This window comes from Curtobacterium sp. NPDC089991 (genome assembly GCF_044748425.1).
Classification (GTDB): Bacteria; Actinomycetota; Actinomycetes; order Actinomycetales; family Microbacteriaceae; genus Curtobacterium.
In genome coordinates this window covers 137,567-156,040 of sequence record NZ_JBIVGB010000003.1, presented here as the reverse complement: position 1 = coordinate 156,040, position 18,474 = coordinate 137,567, and the positions used below count along the sequence as shown (strand labels likewise).

16 protein-coding genes and 1 tRNA gene are annotated in these 18,474 nt (G+C 71.8%); 6 read left to right on the top strand and 11 right to left on the bottom strand.

Annotated elements, in window-relative coordinates:
• Positions 1–90 precede the first annotated feature (90 nt).
• A complete protein-coding gene (locus tag ACIPV1_RS10070; protein WP_173170760.1) occupies positions 91–876 on the bottom strand; it encodes an isoprenyl transferase in 786 nt (261 codons plus the stop codon).
• Between the two features lie 95 nt (positions 877–971).
• Here ACIPV1_RS10070 and ACIPV1_RS10065 point away from each other — a divergent pair, with 95 nt between their 5' ends.
• Positions 972–1,679, top strand: coding sequence for a hemolysin III family protein (locus ACIPV1_RS10065; protein ID WP_123294746.1), 708 nt, complete (start codon positions 972–974; stop codon positions 1,677–1,679).
• 124 nt (positions 1,680–1,803) lie between these two features.
• Here ACIPV1_RS10065 and ACIPV1_RS10060 read toward each other — a convergent pair whose 3' ends face one another.
• Together ACIPV1_RS10060 and mca are read right to left on the bottom strand one after the other, a co-directional pair.
• Positions 1,804–2,109: a hypothetical protein gene (locus ACIPV1_RS10060; protein WP_123294745.1), complete on the bottom strand. Its 306-nt coding sequence runs from the start codon at positions 2,107–2,109 to the stop codon at positions 1,804–1,806.
• Complete coding sequence (gene mca / locus ACIPV1_RS10055) at positions 2,106–2,996, bottom strand: mycothiol conjugate amidase Mca (protein ID WP_123294744.1); 891 nt, start codon at positions 2,994–2,996, stop codon at positions 2,106–2,108. Before mca ends, ACIPV1_RS10060 begins: the two co-directional genes overlap by 4 nt.
• A gap of 23 nt (positions 2,997–3,019) precedes the next feature.
• Between mca and ACIPV1_RS10050 the strand changes: the two genes are divergently transcribed.
• Both ACIPV1_RS10050 and greA read left to right on the top strand, forming a co-directional pair.
• Positions 3,020–3,520 carry a DUF4307 domain-containing protein gene (locus ACIPV1_RS10050; protein ID WP_159574203.1) on the top strand — a complete coding sequence of 167 codons (501 nt, stop codon included), beginning with the start codon at positions 3,020–3,022 and terminating at the stop codon, positions 3,518–3,520.
• Positions 3,521–3,590: 70 nt separating this feature from the next.
• The gene (greA, locus tag ACIPV1_RS10045) at positions 3,591–4,079 is read left to right on the top strand and encodes a transcription elongation factor GreA (protein ID WP_111084815.1); all 489 of its coding nucleotides are present in this window, start codon (positions 3,591–3,593) and stop codon (positions 4,077–4,079) included.
• Positions 4,080–4,238: 159 nt separating this feature from the next.
• Here greA and ilvA read toward each other — a convergent pair whose 3' ends face one another.
• Positions 4,239–5,498 carry a threonine ammonia-lyase gene (gene ilvA, locus ACIPV1_RS10040; RefSeq protein WP_123340649.1) on the bottom strand — a complete coding sequence of 420 codons (1,260 nt, stop codon included), beginning with the start codon at positions 5,496–5,498 and terminating at the stop codon, positions 4,239–4,241.
• 62 nt (positions 5,499–5,560) lie between these two features.
• Complete coding sequence (locus ACIPV1_RS10035) at positions 5,561–6,811, bottom strand: AI-2E family transporter (protein WP_123294741.1); 1,251 nt, start codon at positions 6,809–6,811, stop codon at positions 5,561–5,563.
• A 92-nt stretch (positions 6,812–6,903) separates the two neighbouring features.
• Here ACIPV1_RS10035 and ACIPV1_RS10030 point away from each other — a divergent pair, with 92 nt between their 5' ends.
• Positions 6,904–8,175 (top strand): winged helix-turn-helix domain-containing protein, encoded by a 1,272-nt coding sequence (locus tag ACIPV1_RS10030; protein WP_402726293.1) that lies wholly within the window; start codon positions 6,904–6,906, stop codon positions 8,173–8,175.
• Positions 8,176–8,181: 6 nt separating this feature from the next.
• Here ACIPV1_RS10030 and ACIPV1_RS10025 read toward each other — a convergent pair whose 3' ends face one another.
• Together ACIPV1_RS10025 and ACIPV1_RS10020 are read right to left on the bottom strand one after the other, a co-directional pair.
• Positions 8,182–9,084: a M48 family metalloprotease gene (locus tag ACIPV1_RS10025; protein WP_111084819.1), complete on the bottom strand. Its 903-nt coding sequence runs from the start codon at positions 9,082–9,084 to the stop codon at positions 8,182–8,184.
• A 19-nt stretch (positions 9,085–9,103) separates the two neighbouring features.
• Positions 9,104–9,685, bottom strand: coding sequence for a LemA family protein (locus ACIPV1_RS10020; protein WP_111084820.1), 582 nt, complete (start codon positions 9,683–9,685; stop codon positions 9,104–9,106).
• Positions 9,686–9,913: 228 nt separating this feature from the next.
• Between ACIPV1_RS10020 and ACIPV1_RS10015 the strand changes: the two genes are divergently transcribed.
• Positions 9,914–12,307 carry an Ig-like domain-containing protein gene (locus ACIPV1_RS10015; RefSeq protein ID WP_402726292.1) on the top strand — a complete coding sequence of 798 codons (2,394 nt, stop codon included), beginning with the start codon at positions 9,914–9,916 and terminating at the stop codon, positions 12,305–12,307.
• A 92-nt stretch (positions 12,308–12,399) separates the two neighbouring features.
• Positions 12,400–14,103: a class I adenylate-forming enzyme family protein gene (locus tag ACIPV1_RS10010; RefSeq protein WP_402726291.1), complete on the top strand. Its 1,704-nt coding sequence runs from the start codon at positions 12,400–12,402 to the stop codon at positions 14,101–14,103.
• Between the two features lie 194 nt (positions 14,104–14,297).
• On the opposite strand, the gene ACIPV1_RS10005 is transcribed toward ACIPV1_RS10010, so the two are convergent.
• The 4 genes from ACIPV1_RS10005 to ACIPV1_RS09990 all read right to left on the bottom strand — a co-directional run bounded on the left by ACIPV1_RS10005 (position 14,298) and on the right by ACIPV1_RS09990 (position 18,439).
• Positions 14,298–15,623 carry a threonine/serine exporter family protein gene (locus ACIPV1_RS10005; RefSeq protein ID WP_123294738.1) on the bottom strand — a complete coding sequence of 442 codons (1,326 nt, stop codon included), beginning with the start codon at positions 15,621–15,623 and terminating at the stop codon, positions 14,298–14,300.
• A 10-nt stretch (positions 15,624–15,633) separates the two neighbouring features.
• The gene (locus tag ACIPV1_RS10000) at positions 15,634–16,293 is read right to left on the bottom strand and encodes a class F sortase (RefSeq protein ID WP_402726290.1); all 660 of its coding nucleotides are present in this window, start codon (positions 16,291–16,293) and stop codon (positions 15,634–15,636) included.
• A 112-nt stretch (positions 16,294–16,405) separates the two neighbouring features.
• Positions 16,406–17,962 carry a hypothetical protein gene (locus tag ACIPV1_RS09995; RefSeq protein WP_402726289.1) on the bottom strand — a complete coding sequence of 519 codons (1,557 nt, stop codon included), beginning with the start codon at positions 17,960–17,962 and terminating at the stop codon, positions 16,406–16,408.
• A 400-nt stretch (positions 17,963–18,362) separates the two neighbouring features.
• Positions 18,363–18,439 (bottom strand) — tRNA-Leu (locus ACIPV1_RS09990).
• Between the last annotated feature and the right edge of the window lie 35 nt (positions 18,440–18,474).

Genomic DNA, 18,474 nt, shown 5'->3' with positions numbered 1-18,474 from the left:
CAACCTTCCGTGGGACGAAAACCCTGTGAGTCTACTGGGATCACTGAACGTCAGCGAACCCAGGCCGATCCGCGCAGTAGCGAGGAAGCGTCAGCCGCCGAAGCGTCGCGACCGGAGCCCGAAGTCGCGGACAGCGCGCAGGAAGTCGACCTCGCGCAGGTCGGGGTAGAGCGCCTCGACGAAGTAGAACTCGCTGTGCGCGCTCTGCCACAGCATGAAGTCGGACAGCCGCTGCTCACCCGAGGTCCGGATCACCAGGTCGGGGTCAGGCTGTCCCTGCGTGTACAGGTGGTCGCCGATGAGCTCGGGGGTCAGGACCTCGGCCAGGGTGTCGATCGTGCCGCCACCTGCGCCGTGCGACTCCACGATGCTGCGCATGGCGTCGGCGATCTCGCGGCGCCCGCCGTACCCGACGGCCAGGTTGATGTGGAGTCCGGTCCGGCCGGCGGTGCGCTCCTCGGCCTGCGCGAGCGCGGACACGAGCGAGTCGGGCAGGCCCTCGTTCGACCCGACGTGCTGCACCCGCCAGTCCGTGGTGTCGGCGAGCACCCCGGCCAGGTCGCCGATGATGCCGACGAGCTCGCTGAGTTCCGCTCCGGCACGTCCGGTCAGGTTGTCGGCGGAGAGCAGGTAGAGCGTCACGACCTCGATGCCGAGCTCGTCGCACCAGGTCAGGAACTCCGGGATCTTCGCGGCGCCGGCGCGGTGGCCGTGCGCAGCGGACTCGAGCCCGAGCTGCTTCGCCCACCGACGGTTGCCGTCGACGATCATGGCGACGTGCTTCGGCTTCGCGCTGCCCTCGATCTGGCGGCGGATGCGGCTCTGGTAGGCGCGGTAGAGGATCCCTCGTCCTGCCCATCCCACCCTGCCGGTCACGCACCGAGCGTAGTGCACCGTCGGTCGGAGCGTCCCGAGTGCGGCTCCCCCAGAACTCGTGGCATCCGTTCGGGCACGGGGCTTACAGTCGGCACATGCAGGACGAGCACGAGACCGCCACCCTCCCCCACGTCCCGTTCACCGAAGAGGCCGCGACGACCACGGAGGACACCCGCCCCGCCTGGCGCGGGTGGATCCACCTCGGCGCGTTCCCGTTCGCCATCGCGATGGGCATCGTCCTCATCGCCCTGGCCGACAGCACCGCGGCGAAGGTCGGCAGCGCGGTGTTCATGGCCACGTCGCTGGCCATGTTCGGGGTCTCCGCGACGTACCACCGGTTCCCGTGGGGGCCGACCGTCAAGGCGGTGCTCAAGCGCATCGACCACACGAACATCCTGCTGCTCATCGCCGGCACCTACACGCCGATCGCGATCTGCGCCCTGCCGCACACCCTGATGGTGGTCGTGCTCTGGGTGATGTGGTCCGGCGCCGCCCTCGGCATCGCCTTCCGGGTGCTGTGGATCAACGCGCCCCGGTGGCTGTACGTGCCGATCTACCTGGTGCTCGGCTGCGCGGCGCTCGGGCTGCTGCCGCAGTTCTTCGCGGCGAGCGTCCCGATGACCGTGCTCATCCTGTCCGGCGGTGTCGCCTACATCATCGGCGCGCTGGTCTACGGCTTCAAGCGGCCGAACCCGGTGCCCACCCAGTTCGGCTTCCACGAGGTGTTCCACGCCCTGACGGTCGTGGCCTTCGGCGCGCAGTGGGTCGGTGTGCTCATCGTCGCCCTGGACCCGGTGCGCTGACGGTCGCACGTTCCTTCCCGGAACGCGCGCGATGCCTGGTTGTTCCGGGCGTACTCACCCGGAACTTTCGACCAGGTACGCCCGATCCGCCCAGGCACGCCCGGTTCCGTCAGGCGCTAGCGCGTCAACCGCGCTCGGTGTCGTCCCCGACGTCGGCTCGGCCGTCCTCGGCCGCACGCCGCTCCGACTCGTCCGTCGCCGGACCGTCGACCGCGGTGCCGTTCGCTTCCGCCTCGAGACGCTCGCGGATCTCCGACCGGTAGCGCGTCCGGCGGATGCGCCGGGTCATGTCCACGACCAGGACGATCGTCGCGATCGCCACGAGCGCGATGGCGATGAACCCGACGACACCGGGGGTGACGTTCACGTCCGGCACGACGCTGGGGCTGGGACTGGGGGTGGCGGCGAGTGCCGCCGCGATGGAGCTCACGGGGTCGGTTCCTTGTCGGCAGGGATCCCGGCGAACAGATCGGTCTCCGGGAGCTCGGTCGGCACGCGGGCCTCCACGAGCTGGTAGTCCTCGGTCGGCCACACCGTGGCCAGGAGGTCGTTCGGCCAGTAGAAGAACGCACTGTCCGGTGCCACCTGGCTGGCGTGGGCACGGAGCGCGGCGTCGCGCTGGTCGAAGTACTCGTGCACGTCGACGTGCGTGGTCGCGAGGTCGGGCCGGTCGGCGAACCGCTCGACCCACTCGCGCAGCTGCTCGATCGCGGGGCTGTCCGGGTCGCGGTCCTGCAGCGCCTCGAAGATCGTCCGGAAGCGGCGCGGGTTCATCGTGCGCTCGTAGTAGAGCTTCGCGATCGACCACGGTTCGCCGGCCGCGGGGTACGCAGCGGGATCGGCCGCGGCTGCCCAGGCGGCGACGGACACCTCGTGCGTGCGGATGTGGTCGGGGTGCGGGTAGCCGCCGTTCTCGTCGTAGGTGACGAGCACGTGCGGACGGAACCGGCGGATCACCCGGACGAGCGCCTCGGTGCTGTACTCGAGCGGCACGGTCGAGAACGTGCCGGGTCGGACGGTCTCGCCCTTCTCGGCGTCGGGCAGTCCGGAGTCGTGGTAGCCGAGCCACAGGTGGTCGATGCCGAGGGCTGCCTGCGCGGCGGCCATCTCACCACGGCGGTACCCGGCCATGTCGCGGTGCGCACGGCTCGTCGCGGGCTCGCCGAGCTGGTCGTTGAGGATGTCGCCGGCCTCGCCCCCGGTGCAGGAGACGACCAGCACCTCGTGCCCCTCGGCCACGTACTTCGCCGCGGTCGCCGCCCCCTTGCTCGACTCGTCGTCGGGGTGGGCGTGGACGGCCAGCAAGCGGTACGGCACGGGACTTCCTCACGTGGGTGAGCGTGGGCGAGCGGAGGACGAGCGAGGACGGGAAGTGCACAGCGACGCGTGAACTACCCTGGGATCAGGATAATCACCCCGGGAGCCCCGAACTGTCCGAACAGCACCACACCGCCACCCTCGACGACCGCTACGGCCGCACCCCGGCCCGAGCGCGCCGTAGCAAGGCCGTCGCGATCACCGCCGCCATCGCCGTGGTCGTGGTCTTCGCCGCCTGGGTGATCTGGGCGGGTCTCGACCAGTCCGACCGCGGCCTGACCGACGACGTCGTGGGGTACGAGGTCCTCTCCCAGCACAGCACGGTCGTGCACTCGCAGGTCTCCGTCGACCCGGGCGTCCGGGCGAAGTGCGCCGTCCAGGTCCTCGACAAGAGCTACTCGATCGTGGGCTGGAAGGAGATCACCCTCGCCCCGTCCGAGCAGCGCACCCGCAGTGTCAGCACCGAGGTGACGACCACGACCCGTGGCGTCACCGGCTTGATCCACGACTGCTGGATTCCCTAGACTGTCCTGATTCGCCTCTCGAGACCGACCACTCGGCCGGTCTCGTTTTTCATGGTCGAAGGGACAGAAGATGAGCAACGACACGCAGGTCACCTGGCTGACCCAGGAGGCGCACGACCGTCTCCAGGCGGAGCTCGACGAGCTGAGCGGCGAGGGCCGTGCCGAGATCGCGCGCCGCATCGAGGCCGCTCGCGAAGAGGGCGACCTCAAGGAGAACGGCGGCTACCACGCCGCCAAGGACGAGCAGGGCAAGATCGAGGCGCGCATCCGCGTCCTCACGAACCTCCTCAAGCACGCGACCGTCAGCGAAGCCGTCTTCGACGGCACGGTCGAGCCCGGCACCGTCGTCACCGCGGTCATCGCAGGCGACGAGTCGACGTTCCTGGTCGGCAGCCGCGAGATCGTCGCCGAGGGCTCCGACCTGACGGTCTACAGCCCGGTCAGCCCCGTCGGCGCGGCGATCGTCGGCCTCAAGGCCGGTGACAAGGCCACCTACACGGCGCCGAACGGCAAGGAGATCGCGGTCGAGGTCGTCAAGATCGAGCGCTACGAGCCGTAGGCAGCACCACAGACGGACAGGAGGCCCGGGGCGACACCGCCACGGGCCTCCCGTCTGTCCGCTGGTCGCGTCCACGGCCCCGCCCGCCGGGGCGCACCACGGATCCGACAGGACACGCGTCGAACGACTCGTGGATCGTCGCAGGACACGTGCGCAGGGCTAGTGCTCGAGGAGCTCCGGGCGGAAGCCGACCTCGTGCAGGCGCTGGATGACCTCCTGCGCGTGCTCGGGGCCGCGCGCCTCGATCGACAGGTCGAGGGCCACCTCGTTGATGACCAGGCCCTGTCCGTGGCGGGTGTGCAGGACCTCGACCACGTTCGCGCCGGCGTCCGAGATCACCTGGGCGACCCGGGCGAGCTGGCCGGGACGGTCCGGCAGCATGATGCGGATGCCGATGTAGCGCGACGCGGCGACGAGACCCCGGGTGATCACGCGCTCCATCATGAGCGGGTCGATGTTGCCGCCGCTCAGCAGCACGACGGTGCGCCCGGTGTCGCGGACCGCGCCGGACATGATCGCGGCGACACCGACTGCGCCGGCGGCCTCGACCACGAGCTTCGCACGTTCGAGCAGCACGAGCAGGGCGCGGGCGGTGTCGTCGTCGGAGACCGTGACGATGTCGTCGACCAGGTCGCGGATGATCGGGAAGTTCAGGTCGCCGGGGCGGGCGACCGCGATGCCGTCGGCGATCGTCGGTGTCGTCGTGATGGTGACGGGCTCGCCGGCGCGGATCGACGACGGGTAGGCAGCGGCGTTCTCGGCCTGCACCCCGATGACCTTGATCGGTCGTCCGAGCCGCTCGGCCATGCCCTTGACGGCGAGGGCGATGCCGGAGATGACCCCGCCGCCGCCGATCGGCACGACGACGGTGTCCACGTCGGGCACCTGGTCGATGATCTCGAGGCCGAGCGTTCCCTGGCCGGCGATGACGGCGGGGTGGTCGAACGGCGGGATGAAGACCGCGCCGGTGTGCGCGGCGAAGTCCTTGGCGGCGCTCAGGGCTTCCTCCACCGAATGGCCACGCAGGACGACCTCGGCGCCGTAGTGGCGGGTGGCCTGCAGCTTCGGCAGCGCGACACCGACCGGGGTGAAGATCGTCGCCGGGATGCCGAGCTCGCGGGCGGCGAGGGCGACGCCCTGGGCGTGGTTGCCGGCGCTGGCCGCGACGACGCCCTTGGCGCGCTGTTCCTCGGACAGGGTCGACAGGCGGTTGTACGCGCCGCGGACCTTGTACGCACCGGTGCGCTGCAGGTTCTCGCACTTCAGGTGCACCGGTGAACCGAGCACCTCGGCCAGGAACTGCGAGGTCTCCATCGGGGTGACGCGCGCGACGCCCGAGATGGTCTCCCGCGCCGTCTCGATGTCCGCGAGGGTGGGGATCGCGGCGAGCGTGTGCTGGGAGGCGCTGGTGTCGGTCACTCCCCCATCATCGTCGTTCCGGGCGTCCGCGGCGAACCCGTGACACGAGGGATCGTTCAGCGTCAGCCTGCCGTCCCCTTGACCGCGGTCGGCTGCTCGTCGGTGCCCGGCTTCGGGACGTCGCCACGGCGCTTGCGCAACTTGAGGACCTTGCGCCGGCGCTTGGTCCGGACGTTCTCGTCGTGCGCGTCCTGCTTGGCCTCGAGCACGTGGTCGGAGTCCATCGTCTTCCACCGACCGCTCGAGATGGTCGTGACCATGGAGTTGACGGTGGCGATGAGCGGGACGGCGAAGAACGCGCCCGCGATGCCCGCGAGACCCGACGCCGCGGTGACCCCGAGGACGACGGCGAGCGGGTGCACCTTGACAGCGCTGCCCATGACGAGCGGCTGCAGGATGTGTCCCTCGACCTGCTGCACGACCAGGATCACGCCGAGCATGATGACCGCCGCCACCGGGCCGTTGAAGACCAGGGCGACGAACACCGCCAGGAACCCGGTGACGATCGCGCCGACGACCGGGATGAACGACCCGAGGAACACGAAGACCGCGATCGGCACGACGAGCGGCAGCTGCAGGAAGAACGCACCGAGGCCGATGCCGACGGCGTCGACGAACGCGACGAAGATCTGCACCCGGATGAAGCTCGTCAACGTCGTCCAGCCGGCGACCCCGGCGCCGTCGATCGCGCTGCGGGCGTTCTTCGGGAAGAGCCGGACCGTCCAGCGCCAGACGTTCTTGCCGTCGATGAGCAGGAAGATCACCGTGAAGATGACGATGAACAGGCCGGTGAGGATGTGCGTCAGCGACGACCCCGCGCTGGCCACTCCGGACAGGATCGAGCCGGAGTTGCTCTGCAGCCAGTCGGTCGCCTGGTTGAGGTAGGAGTTCAGGTCCTTCTGGCTGATCCCGAGCCCGGAGCTGAGCACGAAGTCGCGGATGTTGTCGTACTGCGACAGGGTGCGGTCGCGGAGCGACGGGTAGGCGGCGGCGATCTGGTCGACGACGAGCCAGATGAGCGCCCCGACGGCGGCGAGCCCACCGACCAGGCTGACGATGACCGCGAGCCACTTCGGCACGTGGTGGCGCTGCATCCAGTTCGACAGCGGGACCAGGAGCGCGGCGACGACGATGCCGATGAGGAACGGGATGAGGATCTCGCTGAACAGCGTGACCAGGTAGATGACCACCGCGACGACGCCGACCACGACGAGGATCCGCCACGACCACGCACCGGCGATCCGCATGCCGGGCGGCACCGCGTCATCGACGACGACGGGATCCGTGTGCGGTGTCTTCTTTCCCCAGGCCATGGGCCGATCCTAGCGATCCGAACGTCCTCGCGTTCCAGATACGGCATACGTTCGGACGCCGCGCTGTCGGCGGGGTTCGGTAGCGTCGCCGCATGGTCAGGTCCTCGCTCTCCGCCGCCGAAGCCCGCCGCGTCACCCTCGCCGCGCAGGGGTTCGGTCGGCCACCGGCGACGGACGTCTCGACGCGTGCGGTGAACGCAGCGTTCGCCCGGCTCGGGCTGCTGCAGATCGACTCGGTGAACGTGTTCGAGCGCAGCCACTACCTGCCGCTCTTCGCACGACTGGGGGCGTACGACCGGTCCACGCTCGACCGACTGACCCTCGGCCGGTCCGGGCCCTACACCGAGTACTGGGCGCACGAGGCAGCCCTCATCCCGCGCGACGACCTGCGGCTGTTCCGCTGGCGGATGGACGCCCTGCGGGACCGCGACGCCGGTCCGACCCGGATCGACGGCGTCACCCGCACCGCCGGGGTCCGACGCGAGCTGCACGCGCTCCTGCGTGCCGAGGGGCCGATGCGGGCCAGTGCGGTCGAGCACGAGTCGAACGTCCGCCGTGGTCCGTGGTGGGGCTGGAGCGACGTGAAACTCGGGCTCGAGCAGATGTTCCGCTGGGGCGAGGCCGTGAGCGCCGGACGGTCGGGCTTCGAGCGCGTGTACGCCCTGCCCGAGCAGGTCCTGCCGGCCGGGTTCCTCGAGACGGCACCGCCGCGCGCTGCCGCAGTGCTCGAACTCGTCCGGCACGCCACCCGCGCCCTCGGCGTCGGCACCCGAGCTGACATCGCCGACTACTACCGACTGCGGTCGGACGACACCGCCGGCGCCATCGCGGAGCTCACCGCTGCCGGCGAGCTCCTGTCCGTGCGGGTCGAGGGCTGGGGTGAGCGGGCCTGGCTCCACCCCGACGCCCGGGTGCCCCGGCAGGTCACCGCCGACGCGGTGCTCAGCCCGTTCGACCCGGTCGTGTGGTTCCGCCGGCGCGCGGAGCGGATGTACGGGTTCCACTACCGGATCGAGATCTACACACCGGCCCCGAAGCGGGTGTTCGGGTACTACGTGCTGCCCGTGCTGCAGGACGACCGCCTCGTCGGCCGGGTCGACCTGAAGAGCGACCGGCAGCGTGGCGTGCTGCGGGTCCGGACCGCGTGGCAGGAGCCCGGCGAGCACCTCGATGCCGAGCGGCTGGCCGAGACCCTCCGACGCACCGCCGCCTGGCAGGGACTCGACGAGGTCGAGGTCACGGATCGGGGCACGGCTGCGGCCGCGGTCGCCGGGGCGCTCGGCCTTCCGCTGGTCCCGCACGAAGCCGTCGACGACGCCGATGCCCCGGAGCCCACGGTGCAACTCGACGCCGTCGAGGCCTGACCGGCGTCAGAAGCGGTCGGCGTTCGCCCGCAACCGTGCGATGCGGTCCGGCAGCGGCGGGTGCGTCGAGAACAGCCGGTCCATCACGCCGGGGCGCATCGGGTCGGCGATCCACAGGTGGGCCATCGACGAGTTCTGCGTCTGCATCGGACGGCCGTACGCGCCGAGCTTCTCGAGCGCCCGGGCGAGGCCCTCGGGGTGACGGGTCGTCATCGCACCGGTGGCGTCGGCGAGGTACTCGCGCTGCCGGGACACCGCGGCCTGCACGCCCGCCGCGGCGATCGGCGCCACGACGACGGCCACGATGCCGGCGATGAGCAGCACCGGGTTCGCGCCACCGCCGTTGTCCGAGTTGCGGTTCCGGCCGCCGGACAGGCCGCTGAAGATCGAGATGCGCAGGAGCACGTCGGCGATCAGGCCGACGGCGACCACCAACCCGAACACCATCGTCGAGACCCGGATGTCGTAGTTGCGGACGTGCCCGAGTTCGTGGGCCATCACACCCTGGAGCTCCTGGTCGTCCATGATCTGGAGCAGCCCGGTCGTCGCCGCGACCACGGCGTGCTCCGGGTCGCGCCCGGTGGCGAAGGCGTTCGGCGACGGGTCCTGGATGACGTAGACCCGGGGCATCGGCATGCCGGTCGAGATCGCGAGGTTCTCGACCGTCCGCCAGAGCCGCGGTTCGGAGGTGCGGTCGATCTCGATGCCGCCGGCGATGGCGGTCGCCTGCCGAGCAGCGAAGAAGTACTGCAGCACCGCGTAGCCCAGGGCGACGGCGAGCACGATGACGCCGATCGAGACGTTCCCCGCCAGGTAGCCGCCCAGGAACCCGAGCGCGCCGATGATCAGCAGGAAGACCAGGACGATGACGACGGTGTTGCGCTTGTTCCGCGCGATGGCGCTGTACACGGCAGCTGCGAGGCTGGGGTCAGAACTGGACGCGCGGCGGCTCGGCGATGGCTGCCGGCTCGGCGGTCTCGAAGAACGTCGCCTCGGCGAAGCCCCGTCGCTTGGCGAACGTGGAGTTCGGGAAGACCCGGATCTTCGTGTTCAGCTCGCGCACGCCGCCGTTGTAGAAGCGCCGGGCGGACTGGATCTTGTCCTCGGTGTCGACGAGCTCGGTCTGCAACTGCAGGAAGTTCTGGCTCGACTGCAGCTGCGGGTACCCCTCGGCGACCGCGAACACGCTCTTCAGCGCCTTCTGCATGTGTCCCTCGGCCGCGGAGGCCGTGCCGGCGTCACCGGCCGTCAGGGTCTCGGAGCGCGCCTTGGTGACGTCGTCGAAGACGGCCTTCTCGTGGGTGGCGTACCCCTTGACCGTGTCGACGATGGTCGGGATGAGGTCGGCGCGCCGCTTCAGCTGCACCGAGATGTCGCTCCAGGCCTCGTCCACACGCACCTTGAGCGTGACGAGCGAGTTGTACGTCACCCAGAGGTAGATCCCGATGATGACCAGGATCACCACCACCACTCCGACGACGATCAGCGTCGTGACGAGTCCGGTGTCCATGCGTGGGTGCTCCTTCTCGCGTTCGGATCCGCGGTGCTGCGTGGCCTGAACGGCCGTCGTGAAGTCTACCGACGCGTCCGCAGTGCTCGCGTCGACCGCCAGGGTTCACGGGCGATTCCCGAGTCACGCACACCGGGCGTTCGGGCTGCGGGGCGAACACGACCGGATGCGGGACATCATCCGCGAGGTGTATTGACCCAGCGGCCCGGATCACGTGGGATGGAGCCGGTGAGCACGCGAGGGGACAACGTGGACGACCGGGCCGTCGGGGGCGACGGCCCTCGTCGTCGTACCCGGTTCGTCGCGCTCGCCTCGGCCACGGCCGTCCTCGCCGCGGCGCTGCTGGCGGCGGCGGCCGCCCCTGCGTTCGCCGGCACGGCGCCCCACGAACAGGCGACCACCGAACGCGTCAGCGCCGCGAGCACCGCGACCCCCGCACCGGGCGAACTCGTCGGCCCCCCGAGCAGCGGTCGCCCCGGCACCCCCACGCCCCCGCCCGCGTCCACCGGACGACCGCCCGTCGCACCGACCATCGCCGACCCGGGGGACGTGACGAGCAGCACCGCCCGGTTCCACGGCACCGGGACCCCGGCGCACGTCGTCCGCGTCGCGGGCCCCGCGTCGACCGGTTCGACCGGGTGCTCGGCCCAGGTGCAGGCGAACGGTTCGTGGTCGTGCCTCGGTACGGTGCGGTCGGGTCCGCAGCAGGTCTTCACGGTGCGGGACGTCACCGCGCCGAGCCAGCCGCCCGCGAGTGCCCCGGCTTCCGACGTCATCGTGCCGCCGACCATCGCGTCCGACCACCCGACCAGCGGCGCGCTCTCCGGCACGGGCTTCCCCGGTTCCACCGTGGTGCTGTCGGTCTCCGGATCGTCGACGCAGCAGACCGCCCCGGTCGGCCCGGACGGTCGGTGGGTGACCTCGCTCGCCCTGCGGTCCGACGCGACCGTCACCGTGACCGCCTCGCAGACCGCCAGCACGGCGCGCGGTTACCGCTCCGACCTGCGCAGTGCGTCTTCGGCCCCCGTGCGGATCACGGTCGACCGCACAGCACCGGCAGCCCCGCGGATCACCGCACCCGACGACGGCGACCGCGTCGGTTCGCGTGCCACGGTCGTCCGCGGCACCGGCGAACCCGGTGCCGACGTGACCGTCTACGTCGACCGCGCACCCGTCTGCCGGGCCGAGGTCGCTGCGAACGGTTCCTGGTCCTGCTCCACCGCTGGGTCGCAACTGCGGGCTGGCGGACACGACCTCACCGCCACGCAGCACGACGCCGCCGGCAACTACTCGCGGTCGTCCGCTGCCGTGCAGGTCACCGTGTGGTCGACCTCGGGCGCCCCGAACGGCACCCCCGGCACCTCTGGAACCGGCGGGGACGCACCGACCAACGGCACCGGCACCACCGGCACCGGCAACGGCACCGGAACCGGAACCGGCACCACCGGCACCACGACCGCACCGGGTGACGGCCAGACCCCCGGCGACGCGGGGACCCCGGCCGGCACCGGAACCGGGAACGCCGGCGGCACCGGCGACGACGGCCCCGGATCGGCGGCAGCGCCCGGTGACGGCACCGACCCGACCGGCACGAGCACCCCCGGGGCCGCAGGCTCCGGCGGCCACACCGACTGGTCGGGCCCCGCGGGCGACTGGACCGCCGCCACCGCCTACGACCGCACCGTTCCGACGATCCAGGCCGCGTTCTCCTGGCGGACCGTCCTGATCGCCACGGCCGTCGCCGCCGGGTTCCTCCTGCTCATCGCCGCACCCCTCGCGCTCGTCGCCGCCGCTGCCCGCGGGCGCATCCGCTCGCCCTTCGCCGGACTGCTCGGGCGGAACCGCTCGCGCTCGGACCGCTCCGGGTCCGACGACGTGCTGCCGACCTGGGTGTCGATCACGGTCGCGGTGGCCGTCGCCGTCCTGTGCACGCTGCTCGGCGTGGGCGTCTCGCTCGAGGCCCGCTACGTCCGCCTCGCCATCGCCGTGCTGCTCGGCACCGCGGTGCTCACGGCGGCCGTGGTGCTCGTGACCCGGTGGGCAGCCGGGCCCGACCACCGTGCGGTGGGCTTCCGGGTGTCCCCGTGGCTGGTGCTCGCGGCGCTCGTGGCGTGCGGGATCACGCGGGCCGCGGACCTCTCCCCCGCCCTGATCGTCGGGATGGTGCTCGTGCCGTCGGGACGCCCCGACCTGGACACCGCCGCGCTGCGCCTCGGCTCCGGGATCGCCGCCGGTGCCCGGAGCGCGACCTGGCGGACGATCGCGCTGCTCGGGCTCGCGACCGCGGGGTGGGTGCTCCACAGCCTGACCGCGGGCGGGGGCTTCTGGTCCGCGTTGACGTCGGAGTTCGCCATCACCCTGTGCGTCGGCGGGGTCGGAGCCGTCGTCGCGACGCTGCTGCCGTTCGCGGGTTCCGCCGGCAGTGCGGTCCTGATGGCCTCGCGTGCCCGGTACGTGGCACTGGCGGTCGTCGCGGTGGCGCTCACCGCCGCGGTCTACTCGGGTCCCGCGGGGACCCACGCGTCGCCGGTGCTGCTCGGCGCGGTCGGCGCGGCCTGCGTGGCGGGCGCGATCGGGGCCTGGTTCTGGGCGCGCACCGCGCGACCGGACGCGGCCGCCTGACCCGCACCGGGCCTCCCGTCCGCCGTCCCCGCGCGGCGGATACAGTGACGATCGGTGCGTGACGCGCCGTTCGACCGCCCCAGGGAGCGATGATGACCGAGACCCGATCCGACTACGACCCGACGCGGTTCCGCGAGGTGTTCGAGGGCAGCTACACGTACGCGAACGGCTTCGCGCGGAACACCCACCGCTTCGCGGACCGGCCCGCGCTGCGCGACCCGGACACGGGTCGGTCGTGGACCTACGCGGAACTCGGGGACGTCGTCGACCACATCGGCGGGTGGCTCGTCCGGCACGGAGTCGGTCGCGGTTCGGTCGTGATGGTCGAGCTGTTCAACTCGCCCGAGTTCGCGATGCTCTACCTGGCGTGCCACCGCATCGGCGCGGTGTTCTCGCCGACGAACTTCCGGCTCGCGCCCGACGAGGTCGCCTTCATCATCGAGGACTCCGCGCCCGTGGTGCTGGTGCACGACGCAGTGCGTGGCGACGACATCGTTCGAGCGCTCGAGACCGCGCCGCACCGTCCCGACCACATCGTCGTCGTCGGTGGCGACGACCACGCAGCGCACCACGACGACGACCCCACACACGACGCGCGCGTCGCGTTCACCGCCCTCCTCGCCGCCGACCCCGTCACCCCCGCCGAGCTCGCCGCGACCGAGCCGCGCAGCACCTACGACGAGACCACCCGGCTCTACACCTCCGGCACCACCGGGCGACCGAAGCCGGTGCCCCTGCCGAGCCTGGTCGAGGTGCTCAGCGCCCACGACGTCGTGATGCACTTCCCGCTCAGCCCCTTCGACAAGACGCTCAACATGTCGCCGCTGTTCCACCGTGGCGGCCTGTACTCGGGCGGCCCGAACCCGGTGTTCTACGTCGGCGCCGAGCTCACCACCCTGCGGCACTTCGACGCCGAGCGGGTGCTCGACCTGGTCGAGTCCGAGCGGCTGACGTTCCTGATCGGTGCGCCGCCGAACCTGGTGCAGCTCGCGAACGCGCAAGAGGCCCGGCCCCGCGACCTGTCGTCCCTGCACGGCATCGTCACGATGGGTGCACCGCTCGACCGCGCCGCCGCACTCCGCTACCAGGAGCTCCTGTCCCCGCGGATCTTCAACGGCTACGGGACGACCGAGACCTTCTGGAACACGTTCCTGCGTCCTGAGGACTTCCCCGACGGCGCCGGCTCCACCGGACGAGCATCGACGGACGACGACGTCGCCGTGGTGCGCGTCTACGAGGACCGCCTGGCCGACCCGAGCGACACCGTGCCGAAGGACGGCTCCGAGATCGGCGAGTTCGCGGTCCGGACCGTGAAGTCCGGCTACTCGTACCGCAACCCGGGGCTCGAGGCGGAGAAGTTCGCGAACGGCTGGTTCTACCCCGGCGACCTCGCGACGTGGGACGAGCACGAGCGGGTGACGATCGTCGGCCGCAAGGACGACATGATCATCTCCGGCGGCGAGAACGTCCACCCCGTCCAGGTCGAGGCCGCACTGCAGGAGCACCCGGGCGTCGCCGACTCGATCGTCGTCGGGATCCCGGACGAGCGGTGGGGCGAGGTCGTCACGGCGTACGTGGTCCGTGCAGCGGGACGGCTACCGGACGACGACGTCGCGGCCGCCGCCGAGCTCGAGGAGTGGACGGGCTCGCACCCCGGGCTCGCCCGCTACAAGCGGCCGCGGCGGTACCGCTTCGTCGACGAGCTGCCCTACAACGCGACGGGCAAGAAGGTGCACTACCTCGCCAAGGCGACGGCAGCGGAGGACCAGGCGGCGGGCCGACTGCTCGAGCCGTAGCGGGCTCTGCACGTGCGCGGCGCCGGACGTCAGCCGGTCGCGTCCACGGCCGTGCCTGCGTGCGTTCCTTCCCATGCCGCGTGCGGTGCTTTGCCGGATCGGGCGTACCTGGTCGAAACTTCCGACCAGGTACGCCCGATCCCGCCAGGTACGCCCACGTGGCCCCGGGCGGCGCGGGGCCACCCGGGCCGGCGCTACGTGTGGCTCGGCGCGTTCCGGGCGAACAGACCCGGCAGCAACCCACCGATCTTCGTCCCGATGCACAGGCTGACGAAGGTCGCCAGGGGCGTCGCGAGGGACTCGGGGTCGAACGTGGCCACCGCCACCAGCCCGACGGTCCCGGGGACGAGCAGCAGGAACGCCGGGAAGAACGACACCGTCGCCGGGATCGCCGGCACGAGCCGCTCGAGCAACCGCGTCGCGACGAACAACAGCGCCGCCGTCGCCCCGGTCGCGACGACGCTCCCCCACACCGGCGTCGTCCCGCTCACCAGCGCGTAGGCGGTGACCATGACCGCCACCGACACGAGCGTCAGCCGCCAGCCCGAGCGGAACACCAGGCCGAGGCCGACCGCCAGGACCACCACTGCGACCCACGACACCCAGTAGGACGGCACGGACTCCCACCCGGCCAGGTCCGTGCCGACGCCGGCGACCTCGCCGACGAGTGCCGCCGAGGACGGGTCGACGTGCAACCCGGTCAGCGCACTGCCCGAGGCGATGCCGGCCGCCATGAAGCCGAGCATGATGAGCCCCTGGACCAGCCGCGAGGACCCGGTCACGATGTCCGCGGCGGTCAGTTCGAGCAGGGCGTTGGTTATGAGGGCACCGGGGACGAACACCGCCACCGGGGCGCACACGGCGAACAGCGGGACCTGCTCGAACCCGGCACCCGCGGCGACGAGTCCGACGATGGCCGTCGACACGAAAGCGGCAAGGAACGGGATGATCGCGACGGCCTCGCGGAAGCGCCGGAGCAGCAGTCCGATGACCCCGACGAGCGCACCGACCAGGAGCGCGAGCAGGATCGCCCACCACGGGCACCGGAACACGACGGCGAGCCCGGCGGAGGTCAGCGCGTTGCCGAGGATCCACGGCAGTGCGGGCGGCGGGACGGTGCCGGCACGGATGGCCCGGACCCGCGCGGGGATCTCGGCGAGGGCGATCGACCCGCTCTCCAACCCGAGCACGACCCGGTTCGCTCGTGCAGCCTGTCGCGACGACAGCTCGACGCCCTCGGCGTTCACGATCGTCGCCGCACCGGTCGAGACCTCGCTCACCATCACGAGCGCCGGCAGCACCCCGATCGCCAGGGTCGGACCGACCCCGGCGGCGTCGCGGGCCTTCTCGAGCGCCGAGCGGACGTCGGTGACGGAGCTGCCCGCGTCGAGCAGCAGCGCACCGAGTGTGCCGAGGAGCATGCCGACGGGGACGGTCTCGCCGTCGACGACCTCGACGTGGGCCTCGGGCCGACGGAGGGCGTTCTGCAGGTTCGCGAGTGCGCTTCCGAGTCCGACCACGCAGGCGATGTTAGCGATCGAGCGTGGCCTCGATGACCACGTTGTCGACCGAGGCGGAACCGTCCGGCCGCTGCAGGCACGTGATGAGCAGGAGCCGGCCGGGCTCGTCCGCCCAGACGTCGGCATCGGCGGCCACGGTCGCCTTCGTGATCCGCTCGGAACCGGTCACCGTCCACCGCGCGTCGCCGATCCGGACGCTGCTGCCGACCGCGACCTCGGAGCGTTGCCCGTCGACGTCGATGAGCAGGTTGCCCGGGCCGATCGCACCGTTCCGCAGCGAGTGCATGACGACGAACACGGTGCCGTCCGCGCGGTCCGCCAGCGGGACCCCCAGGTTGCGGACCCGGTAGGCCTCGCTGAACCCCGGCGGCGTGATCTGCCCGTCGACGGCGTCCAGTTCGCCGAGCGGCACGTCGAGCCCGACCGTCGGCACCACGAGCTGGACGCCGGTGTCGGCGACGGCGTTCGACGCAGACGCCGCCGTCCCCGACTCGCCCGGGTCGAGCGTGACCTGCTTGCCGTCGAGCGACGTGCCGGTGATCGCCGTCGGCGAGGCCGCTCCGGTGGTCGCCGTGACCACACCGACCACGCCGACGACGAGGGTCGCCGCGGCGAGCACGGCGATCGTCCAGAGCAGCGCGGTGCGCGGTCGGGTGGGTGGGGCGGTCATCTTCCGTTCCGGGGTGGTGACGGACGTGTCGGACGGGAGGCGCGCCTCCCCTCCGACACCTGCGTGCCGGGATCCGCGTGGCGGGGTCGACCGCCCCGCGGATCCCGGTGCGTCAGTCCTGCTGGGTGACGCGGCGGCGGTACGCGATGAACGCGACCGAGCCGAGGGCGACGACGCCGACGGCCGACAGCCCGATCCACGGCAGGGCCGAGGTGCCGGAGACGGTGCCTCCGGTGTTCACGGCTGCGCCGGTGGTGACGGCCGTGGTGGTGTCGATCGGGTCGACGACGACGGTGCCGTCCGCGGTGACCGTGATGGCGAGCGAGACCACGGCGGTGCCGTCCGAGGACTCCACCGCGACGGTGTGCGCTCCGGCCGGGGTTCCCGTGGGGATCACGACCGAGGTCGCGAAGGCCCCGTCGGCGTCCGTGGTCACGGTGCCGAGGACGACAGGGTCGCTGTGCAGGACGATTGAGTACTCCGACGCTGCCGGCAGGCCCTCGGCGCGCAGCGGCACCGAGTCGCCGACCGTGAAGGTGGTGGTGCCACCGGTGCTGATCGACGGGGCCGGGGTGGTCGGCGCGGTGGTGGGCTCCGTGGTCGGGCCGGTGGTCGGGCCGGTGGTCGGGCCGGTCGTGGGCTCCGGGGTGCCCGGCTCGCTCGGCTCGGTCGTCGGCTCCGGCGTGCCCGGCTCGCTCGGCTCGGTCGTCGGCTCCGGCGTGCCGGGCTCGCTCGGCTCGGTCGTCGGCTCCGGCGTGCCGGGCTCGGTCGGCTCGGGTGTGGGTGCCTCGGCCGCCGTGTAGGCGATCGAGATCGGCTGCGGCTTCTTGGCCGCGGCGTCGTTCGCGCCGGACGTGTACCAGTACGAGCTCTGACCGGTCTCGTTCTGGAAGTCGACGAAGTCAGCCGGCCACGAACCCCAGTCGGCGTTCGTCTTGTTCAGGCTCGTCGCCGAGGCGGGCTCGACGCCCTGCCAGTCCGGGCTCACGGTGATGCCCGAGCTCGTGACGTCGACATCGGTGAGGGTGGCGAGGTGCACGGTGCGCGGGGTGAGCGGCGCCCAGCTGCCGCCGTCCCGCGAGGCGGCGTAGCCCGACGCCGTCGCGGTGAGCTCACCCGTGCCGTCCGCTGCGACGTGCAGTTCCGGGTCCTCGGCGGACCAGTAGGTCAGGCCACCGTAGAACGCGACCGTGAAGCCGCCGTCCCACGCGATGTCCGCGGTGCCGGCTGCGGCGTCCACGGTACCCGTCCCCGCGGCGAGCGTCAGGACGCCGGCGGTCGTGGTGCCCGGGCGGACCGTGGTGCCGTCGCCGGTCTGGCACTTCGTGGCGAAGGTCGGGGTCGAGGTACCGCCCGCGGCCTTCGGGTAGGCGATCGAGACGTTGCCGGCCGAAGCGGCGTAGCCGGGCGACGGGTTGGTCGCGGTCCACGGAGCCGAGGCACCCGAGTTGCCGGCGACCCCGGCGGACAGGAAGTTGCAGCCGCCGAAGTAGGCGCCGGCGTTGGCCTCGTTGCTGAGGCTCCAGGACAGCGACGCGTCGGTGACGTCGGCGGAGGCGGCGTTCGCGGGGGCAGCGCCGAGCGCGGCGGCCGCGGCGATCGTCGCGCCGAGGGCGACGGCGGTCGCGCCGGCGGCCAGACGCCGGGCGCGAGGAGAGGACAGGTGCATTCGGGTGGTCTCCAGGTTTGGGTAGCCTTACCTAACTCCCTGAGCATAGAGACGGGAGTTAGGTTAGGCAACCCTAAGTTGTACTCGGCCGGACATGTTCGTGCGCGGACCTGGTTCGCGCTTGGCAAAGCGACAGCTGTCCGCACGGACGCGCCGTCCTGCCCGCGAAAGCGACAGTGTGCCGCGAACGGTTGACGGCACGACGTCGCTTTCGCGGGACGCACGCGTGTGACGGACGGGAGGCGCGGTGCGGGCGCGCTACGGGCCTCCCGGCCGGGCTGGGGTCGGTTCACACCCGCCGAAGCGACAGATGCACCCGCGGTCGCGCCGTCTTGCCCGCCAAGGCGACGGTGTGCCGCGAGCGGTTGACGGCAGACTGTCGCTTTCGCGGAACGCACACTGGTACCCCCGGTGGGACTCGAACCCACAACTCGGCGATTTTAAGTCGCATGCCTCTACCGATTGGGCCACGGGGGCGGGCCGCAACAGCCTACCGATGCGCGAGAGGCGGC

Excerpts from the sequence above, each read along its gene's own strand:
- ACIPV1_RS10065 (WP_123294746.1), top strand. The coding sequence starts at position 972 with ATGCAGGACGAGCACGAGACCGCCACCCTCCCCCACGTCCCGTTCACC.
- greA (WP_111084815.1), top strand. The coding sequence starts at position 3,591 with ATGAGCAACGACACGCAGGTCACCTGGCTGACCCAGGAGGCGCACGAC.
- ACIPV1_RS10035 (WP_123294741.1), bottom strand. The coding sequence starts at position 6,811 with ATGGCCTGGGGAAAGAAGACACCGCACACGGATCCCGTCGTCGTCGAT.
- ACIPV1_RS10030 (WP_402726293.1), top strand. The coding sequence starts at position 6,904 with ATGGTCAGGTCCTCGCTCTCCGCCGCCGAAGCCCGCCGCGTCACCCTC.
- ACIPV1_RS10020 (WP_111084820.1), bottom strand. The coding sequence starts at position 9,685 with ATGGACACCGGACTCGTCACGACGCTGATCGTCGTCGGAGTGGTGGTG.
- ACIPV1_RS10010 (WP_402726291.1), top strand. The coding sequence starts at position 12,400 with ATGACCGAGACCCGATCCGACTACGACCCGACGCGGTTCCGCGAGGTG.
- ACIPV1_RS10000 (WP_402726290.1), bottom strand. The coding sequence starts at position 16,293 with ATGACCGCCCCACCCACCCGACCGCGCACCGCGCTGCTCTGGACGATC.
- ACIPV1_RS09995 (WP_402726289.1), bottom strand. The coding sequence starts at position 17,962 with ATGCACCTGTCCTCTCCTCGCGCCCGGCGTCTGGCCGCCGGCGCGACC.